General features: G+C 53.1%; 10 protein-coding genes. 2 read left to right on the forward strand and 8 right to left on the reverse strand.

Translation table 11 applies throughout. The features are described from left to right. Positions 1 to 63: 63 nt before the first annotated feature. The 8 genes from cadA to II896_05645 form a co-directional block, all read right to left on the reverse strand. Positions 64 to 1,938: a cadmium-translocating P-type ATPase gene (gene cadA, locus II896_05610; GenBank protein MBQ4444107.1), complete on the reverse strand. Its 1,875-nt coding sequence runs from the start codon at positions 1,936 to 1,938 to the stop codon at positions 64 to 66. A gap of 1 nt (position 1,939) precedes the next feature. Continuing rightward, complete coding sequence (locus II896_05615) at positions 1,940 to 2,161, reverse strand: heavy-metal-associated domain-containing protein (GenBank protein ID MBQ4444108.1); 222 nt, start codon at positions 2,159 to 2,161, stop codon at positions 1,940 to 1,942. A 125-nt stretch (positions 2,162 to 2,286) separates the two neighbouring features. Further along, complete coding sequence (locus tag II896_05620; protein MBQ4444109.1) at positions 2,287 to 2,625, reverse strand: helix-turn-helix transcriptional regulator; 339 nt, start codon at positions 2,623 to 2,625, stop codon at positions 2,287 to 2,289. A 59-nt stretch (positions 2,626 to 2,684) separates the two neighbouring features. Beyond that, positions 2,685 to 3,215 carry a hypothetical protein gene (locus II896_05625; GenBank protein MBQ4444110.1) on the reverse strand — a complete coding sequence of 177 codons (531 nt, stop codon included), beginning with the start codon at positions 3,213 to 3,215 and terminating at the stop codon, positions 2,685 to 2,687. 123 nt (positions 3,216 to 3,338) lie between these two features. Beyond that, the gene (locus II896_05630; GenBank protein ID MBQ4444111.1) at positions 3,339 to 3,695 is read right to left on the reverse strand and encodes a hypothetical protein; all 357 of its coding nucleotides are present in this window, start codon (positions 3,693 to 3,695) and stop codon (positions 3,339 to 3,341) included. 193 nt (positions 3,696 to 3,888) lie between these two features. Next, the gene (locus II896_05635; protein ID MBQ4444112.1) at positions 3,889 to 4,431 is read right to left on the reverse strand and encodes a flavodoxin family protein; all 543 of its coding nucleotides are present in this window, start codon (positions 4,429 to 4,431) and stop codon (positions 3,889 to 3,891) included. Then, positions 4,428 to 5,426, reverse strand: a complete 999-nt coding sequence (locus II896_05640; GenBank protein MBQ4444113.1) for an alpha/beta hydrolase — start codon at positions 5,424 to 5,426, stop codon at positions 4,428 to 4,430. Before II896_05640 ends, II896_05635 begins: the two co-directional genes overlap by 4 nt. After that, positions 5,426 to 5,665: a hypothetical protein gene (locus II896_05645; protein MBQ4444114.1), complete on the reverse strand. Its 240-nt coding sequence runs from the start codon at positions 5,663 to 5,665 to the stop codon at positions 5,426 to 5,428. Before II896_05645 ends, II896_05640 begins: the two co-directional genes overlap by 1 nt. Before the next feature lie 129 nt (positions 5,666 to 5,794). Between II896_05645 and II896_05650 the strand changes: the two genes are divergently transcribed. Both II896_05650 and II896_05655 read left to right on the forward strand, forming a co-directional pair. After that, a complete protein-coding gene (locus II896_05650; protein MBQ4444115.1) occupies positions 5,795 to 6,667 on the forward strand; it encodes a LysR family transcriptional regulator in 873 nt (290 codons plus the stop codon). 11 nt (positions 6,668 to 6,678) lie between these two features. Then, on the forward strand, positions 6,679 to 7,058 hold a 380-nt coding region (locus tag II896_05655), incomplete at its 3' end, for a hypothetical protein (protein ID MBQ4444116.1).

Genomic DNA, 7,058 nt, shown 5'->3' on the forward strand with positions numbered 1-7,058 from the left:
CCGTCGGAAGGTCGGCGGAGACTTTTCGTAACCTTTTCGCGCAAATGCGCCTTGCGAATAGCGTTATTTCTTGCCGCCCGCACGCATCGCGTTGAGAATGGCCAACACCGCCACGCCCACGTCCGCGCCCACGGCCAGCCACATCATCACGGCCGACTGCGCCACGGGGGTGAAACTCAACGCCATCACGCCCAATTTGACGCCCAACGCAAAGACGATATTTTCCACGACGATGCGTTTGGTTTTGAAAGATATGCGGCGTAGTTTGGGTATTTGTGTCAGGCTGTCGTACATCAACACCACGTCCGCGCTCTCGATGGCCGCGTCCGAGCCTACGCCGCCCATCGCCACGCCTACGGCGGCCGTGGCGATGACGGGTGCGTCGTTGATGCCGTCCCCGACGAAGGCAACGGTCTTGCCCTCTTTTTGCCATTCGACCACCTTGTTGACCTTGTCTTCGGGCAAGGTCTCGGCGTAATAGGCGTCCACGCCCACCTCTTGGGCCACTTCGGCCACGATGGACGCGCTGTCGCCCGACAGCATAATGGTTTCGATTTGTTGCTCCTTGACGGTCTCGATGGCTTGGCGGCTATCCGCTTTGACGGTGTCTTTGATGGATATACAGCCGACCAAAGCCCCGTTTTGGGCGACGTAGACCACCGTTCCGACCGACGTCGGGCACGCAGCCACATCCACGTCGTAGGCCGCCATCAACGAGGCGTTACCGGCCAAAACGACGGCTTCTCCGTTGCGCGCCACCATACCTTTGCCCCGTATCTCCTCTATCGCGTACGCTTCGGCGTCAGACGCGTTTTCGGTCGCATACGCGTCGCATATCGACTTGGCGATGGGGTGATTGCTATGCCGCTCGCAAAGGTAGGCGAGCGACAGCACCTCTCGACGCTTGTCCTCGGGCCATACGGACGACACGGCGAACCGCCCTTCGGTCACGGTGCCCGTCTTGTCCATCACCAACATATCGACCTTGGTGACGGCGGCGAACACGTGGCCGCCCTTGATGAGAATGCCCATCCTGCCCGCTAAGCCGATGGCGCCGAAGTAGGTCAAAGGCACGCTGATGACCAAGGCGCACGGGCAACTGACCACCAAAAAGACCATCGCCTTTTTGAGCCAAAACGCCCAAGTGGGCCAATCGTTGTAGTGAATGCATAGCGGCACGACCACGCCGATGATCAACGCGATGCCGACCACGATGGGGGTATAGAACTTGGCGAACGTGGTGATGAAGTTTTCAACGGGCGCTTTTTGCTCGCGCGCTTTCTCCACCAACGCTATCATTTTGGAAGCCGTCGATTCGCCGTAGGGCTTGGTGACTTCCACGCGCAGTACGCAGCCGATATTGACCGCGCCCGACATGACTTGGTCGCCCACCGCGACCGTGCGCGGCACGCTCTCGCCGTTCAACGAGGACATATCAAGGTCGGACGCGCCGTCCACGACCACGCCGTCAAAGGGTACGCGCTCGCCCGGCTTGACCAGCACGATTTGCCCTACCGCCACCTCTTCGCAAGGCACTACGCGCTCTCCCTCGTCGTCCACGAGGTTGGCGGTGTCGGGATTGATGGCAAGAAGGGCCGCGATGGACTTACGCGAGCGTTTGACCGCCCGCTTCTCGAAGTATTCGCCGACTTGGAAAAACAGCATTACGGCCACGGCCTCGGGATATTCGCCTATGGCGAATGCGCCGATGGACGCGATGGTCATCAAAAAACTTTCGTCCAAAAACTGTGCGTGCAACAAGCGGCGGACGGCTTTGATAATGACGTCGTAGCCCACCAAGACGAACGCGGCCGCCGACAGGCATATCACGGTTATCTCGGCCCAACGCGCCTCTTGCGTGTATTCGAGCACGAGAATGGGCACCAAAATAGCCGCCGCAACGAGAATGCGGCAAAGATTCCAAGTCTCTTTTTTCATATTACATACCGAGAATGGTGCAGTCCGGCTCCACCTTTTTGCACGTCTTTTTGACGGCTTTGAAGATTTCCTTTTCGCGCGCTTCGTCGTACTCCAAGGTCATCTTCTGCGCGATAAAACTCACCGTAACTTCCTTTACGCCCTCGATTTTGCCGACGGCATCCTGCATTTTGGCGGCGCAGACCGCACAATCCAAATCTTCCAACTCAAATACTTTTCTCATAATTATTCATCTATTCATATTCTTTTGCATACACATTCGGCGTGTATAGCAATTTTCGCTACTTTGCGGCGGCGGTCGACCAATTCGGCGCGTTTCGTCGCCATCGTTCGACCTATTTTGCGTTCCTATTCCTCGAGGTGGGCTTTGGCCATATCGAACAGCATTTTGACGTGATCGTCGTCCAAACTGTAATACACCTCTTTGCCGACCTTCCAATACTTCACCAACTTGTTGGTGCGCAAAATGCGCAGTTGGTGGGACACCGCGGATACCGTCATATCCAGTAGTTCCGCTATGTCGTTGACGCACAACTCTTTGAGCCCCAAGGCCGAGATGATCTTGATGCGCGAACTGTCGCCGAACACTTTGAACAACTCGGCGATATCCAGCAACAGATCTTCGTCGGGCAAGGCTTTGCGCAACGCGTCCAGATCTTTGGCTTGCTCTGCTCTCTCTTCGCTCATATACCCCTCCACGTTTGAATGATTGTTCAATCGTATTATACGACAATATATGCGCGCTGTCAACAGATAATTGAATATTTGTTCAATCGTTTTGCAAAATGTGACAAAAAAATGCGCCCATAACGGGCGAAAATTTCATTACTATGGGTATTCAATTTGTCGATGAAAGGAAGGCTATCGCAAAAGACTGACGGATCGCCCTCGGCGCCGTCGTAAACGTAATCGTATCGGCCACCCTCGAATCGACCGTGGTTGCGTATGAGCATCTGCTCAACGGGCGGGGGCAACACGCCCCGCATTCGCGCTTTGAAGCGTGCTTTGATGGTGTCGAGGTCGGCACGAACGTAGACGCGCACCGCTCCATCGGGCAAAAGCCCCGCCTGCGCCTCGTCGCTCACGACGTAAATGACGTTGTCACCCGTGACCGCTTCTAATAACTTCTTGCGAAAAATTGCTTCGGCCTCCGTCGGCGATTTGGCGAGCCGTAGATAGTCCTTGCCCGACACGATCTCTGCGCCTATCCGCGCAGCCAACGCCTCGGCCAACGTGCTTTTTCCGCTGCAATTTTCTCCTATCAACCCGATGACCATGCTACTATACCTATGAACTCTAAAACTCTTTGACGAACAAATGGTCCGTGCCGCCGGCGTATATGTATATGAGCGCTATAATGATACGTAACCATAACTAAAAGCGCCAAAATGATACACGCTTTATTCTATGGAAATCTCTATTGCCACATTCTCATTTCCGAGCAGATCCTTCATCTGCGTTGCCGTTTTATCGATGATATGGCCGAGCCGTGTGTAAGACCACGAGTTGGAGCCGTAGAACACGACGATCTGATTGCCCGAATAGAGGACGATATCGCCCGCCTGAGTCTTAATCTGCGCGTCGTTTCTCGGCAGGCTTGTTCCGAGCGAACCGACCTGCTCGAAGCCGCCGTACATGGACAGATTGATTCTGATCGGCTGATCTTTGACGAGCTCCGCAAGTGCCGCGACCGATTCGTTTTCTTCCCAGTCGACGGTAACGGTCGCGCCGTCGATCTTCATTTTCAGCGTCTTCATAATCGGGTTTTCCTCTGTTTTTTCGGATTTGCTTTCCGTAGGGACGGCGGTCGTCTCGGACGCCGTTTGCTCATCGGCTTTTTGAGAAGGTACTTCCGTTTGAGAAGCCGTATCCGTTGCCGGGGCAGTGTTGCCGCCGCCGCAGGCGGAAAAGCAGAACAGCAACATACAAACGGCAAGCACGGCAATGATCTTACCTGATCTGTTTTCCGAATTCATACGCTTCCTCCAGTTCGGCAGTGCGGCCGTTTGCTTCGCCGGCATCGTTGATGCCACCGCAGAATAATGATCCTGCGAATTCTGCTTTTTCAAAGCAATCAATCCATCCTCGCAAACCGCTGATGGCTTTTTCGGGAACGTAAGTTTCATCTTCCGCGGCGACCGACAGCATATAGATACTGCGGAACTTGTAATCGGACGGATAAAGCGGATTCATACGGTCAAGTAGCGTCTTCATCTGACCGCTCATCTCATAATAATAGATCGGCGTGACGAACACCAGCGCGTCGGCGTTCCTGACCTTCTCGGCAATCTCCGCGGCGTCGTCCTTCAGCACACACTTCTGCGTCTTCTGACAGGCAAGACAGCCAATGCAGAATCTGATCTCTTTGCCTTTGAGGCTGATATTTTCGACTTCGTTTCCAGCTTCTTTTGCGCCGCGGATCAGTTCTTCAGCCAGTCTGTCGGAATTGCTCTTTGCCCGCAGACTTGTTGTAATTACAAGTACTTTGCTCATTTCAGATTCTCCTTCATAAACGCTTCGATCTTGTCAAATGGGATCGCGTCCTTGCCGCCGCCGTCATAAAGATCGGTATGGGAAGCACCCGGAATGATGAGCAGTTCCTTGTTTTCGGTGTACTTGCTGTCCTTCACCATGTCAGCATAGGCGTCCCTGCCAAAGTAGCAGGAATGCGCTGCATCGCCGTGCATCACCAAAACCGCAGAGCGAATCTCATTGGAGTACTGCAGGATCGGCTGATTGATAAAGCTCTCGCAGCCGATCACATTCCAGCCGCCGTTGGAGTTGAGGGAACGGGGATGATAGCCGCGACCTGTCTTGTAATAGTCGTAGTAATCCTTCACAAAATACGGCGCGTCCTCCGGAAGCGGATCGACGACACCCCCGCCGAGCTTGTATTCGCCGCTTTTCAGGTCTTCCAGACGCTGTGAGCACATAGCGGCTCTCTTCTGATAGCGGGCTTCCTCGCTGTCCTCAGAATCGAAGTACCCCTTCGCGTTGACACGTGTCATGTCATACATGGTCGAGGCGACCGTCGCCTTGATGCGGGTGTCCAGCGCCGCGGTATTCAGCGCCAGACCGCCCCAGCCGCAAATGCCGATGATACCGATCCGATTCGGATCGACCTTGTCGCACAGGGAGAGGAAATCCACCGCCGCCATGAAATCCTCAGTGTTGATATCCGGGGAAGCCATGTAGCGCACGTTCCCGCCGCTCTCACCGGTGAAGGAGGGGTCAAAGGCAAGCGTCAGAAAGCCGCGCTCCGCCATCGTCTGCGCATACAGCCCGGAGCACTGCTCCTTGACGGCTCCGAAGGGGCCGCAGACCGCGATGGCCGGGAGCTTTCCCTCTACGCCCTTCGGAACGTACAGATCCGCTGCCAGCGTGATGCCGTAGCGATTGATAAAAGTGACCTTGCTGTGATCCACCTTGTCGCTTTTGGGAAAGGTCTTGTCCCATTCTTTTGTCAATGTAAGTTCTGCCGGTTTCATCATGATTCAATCTTCCTTTCGGTGATTATTTTTGCTTGTCTGATCAGATAGTCGATCCGATCAATTTTCCTCTGGCACTCGTGCATATCCTCCACCATATTGCAGCGCCGCAGCTTCAGGAATCTGACAAGCTCTGCCTCCTGTCCTGATTGATATAACTGCATCGCCCGCTCTATGAGCTCTTGCCGTACACCGGTATCGGCAAGAAAGGATTTCATTGTTTCCGAATAATCTGACACAGTAATCCGCACTCCTTGGCTCCTTGTTCCTTGGTTCGTTTTTATTATAACGCATTGACTTTATGCTCGCTAATGGTTATAATGAATATCATGATATTCGTATTAGGAATATCATGAAGGAGGAATACCATGGAGATAAGAACACTTCGGTACTTTCTTGCCGTTGCGCGGGAGGAAAATATGACGAGGGCCGCCGAGCAGCTTCACGTGACGCAGCCGACACTGTCAAAGGCGCTGAAGTCTCTTGAGGACGAACTCGATAAAAAGCTGTTCACCCGGCACAGCTTCAGCATTCGTCTGACGGATGAAGGCGTCCTGCTCCGCGACAGAGCGGAAGACCTTGTCAGCATGGCGGATAAGATTGAGAAGGAGTTTGTCTCGCTTGATGATGTCTCCGGCGGAGAACTGTTCCTCGGTTTAGCTGAATCCTATCAGATCAAGTATATTGCAGATGCGATTAAAGCCTTGAAGGAGCAATATCCGAAGCTGCAATACCACATCACCAGCGGCGACACGGAGCAGGTTGCGGAAAAGCTGCAGAAAGGGCTTTTGGACTTTGTTGTCCTCGCTGAAGAACCGGACAGGAACAAGTACGAATTTATAGCTCTTCCAGAAGCGGATTGCTGGGGGGTGATATTCCCCGCAGATGATCCTCTTGCGGAGCGGGAGAGCTTCCGCCCTTCCGACCTCCGCGGGCTTCCGATGTTCTGTTCCGAGCAGGCGTGGCATCAGGAAATAAGGAACTGGGCCGAAAGTGATTTTGATGCTTTTCATCTCGAAGGCTCGTTCCGGTTATCATACAACGGATCAATCTTCGCAAAGGCAGGGCTCGGATACCTGCTGACCTTTGATAAACTGATCGATGTTTCATCCGATAGCGGGTTGGTATTCAGACCGCTTACCCCGCACCTCGAAACGAAGTTATATCTTGTCTGGAAGAAGTATCAACCGTTTACACCGATTGCCGAACGGTTTTTGGAGCAGGTCAAAGCTTCATTTTAGACAATTTTTCAGTGAAAACGAAAAAATGGCGGCTTTCGGGAGAATACATCTCTCAAAAGCCGCCTGAAATAGTGGGGGTCGGTAGTTCAAGTCCTCCGGGCAAAGAAAAATATCTTTTTGTTTGCACCCCGCAATTGGGGCACGAAAAAACCCCGAAACCGCTCGGGTATCGGGGTTTTCCGGTGCAATATTTTTTTGTTGCACAACATGTCTTGAGTGCCCAAAAAAGATATTTTCAATTTCTGCATTTTCCCGCCTGCTTTTTTATAAAAAGTAGCGGGTTTTCGCTTATTTCTGACATTTTTAAAGATAGAACAAAAAAGATATTTGCTAATACTTCAAAAGCTGTTTTTGCCGGCTGGATGTACTCTCAGAGCAAGCGTTCGCCCAA

Source organism: Clostridia bacterium (assembly GCA_017394805.1).
Lineage (GTDB): Bacteria > Bacillota > Clostridia > Christensenellales > CAG-1252 > RUG14300.

What these genes read in the sequence shown, in the direction of transcription:
- II896_05620 (MBQ4444109.1), bottom strand. Translation starts at nt 2,625, where the DNA reads ATGAGCGAAGAGAGAGCAGAGCAAGCCAAAGATCTGGACGCGTTGCGC.
- II896_05635 (MBQ4444112.1), bottom strand. Translation starts at nt 4,431, where the DNA reads ATGAGCAAAGTACTTGTAATTACAACAAGTCTGCGGGCAAAGAGCAAT.
- II896_05650 (MBQ4444115.1), top strand. Translation starts at nt 5,795, where the DNA reads ATGGAGATAAGAACACTTCGGTACTTTCTTGCCGTTGCGCGGGAGGAA.
- II896_05615 (MBQ4444108.1), bottom strand. Translation starts at nt 2,161, where the DNA reads ATGAGAAAAGTATTTGAGTTGGAAGATTTGGATTGTGCGGTCTGCGCC.
- cadA (MBQ4444107.1), bottom strand. Translation starts at nt 1,938, where the DNA reads ATGAAAAAAGAGACTTGGAATCTTTGCCGCATTCTCGTTGCGGCGGCT.
- II896_05640 (MBQ4444113.1), bottom strand. Translation starts at nt 5,426, where the DNA reads ATGAAACCGGCAGAACTTACATTGACAAAAGAATGGGACAAGACCTTT.
- II896_05625 (MBQ4444110.1), bottom strand. Translation starts at nt 3,215, where the DNA reads ATGGTCATCGGGTTGATAGGAGAAAATTGCAGCGGAAAAAGCACGTTG.
- II896_05630 (MBQ4444111.1), bottom strand. Translation starts at nt 3,695, where the DNA reads ATGAAGACGCTGAAAATGAAGATCGACGGCGCGACCGTTACCGTCGAC.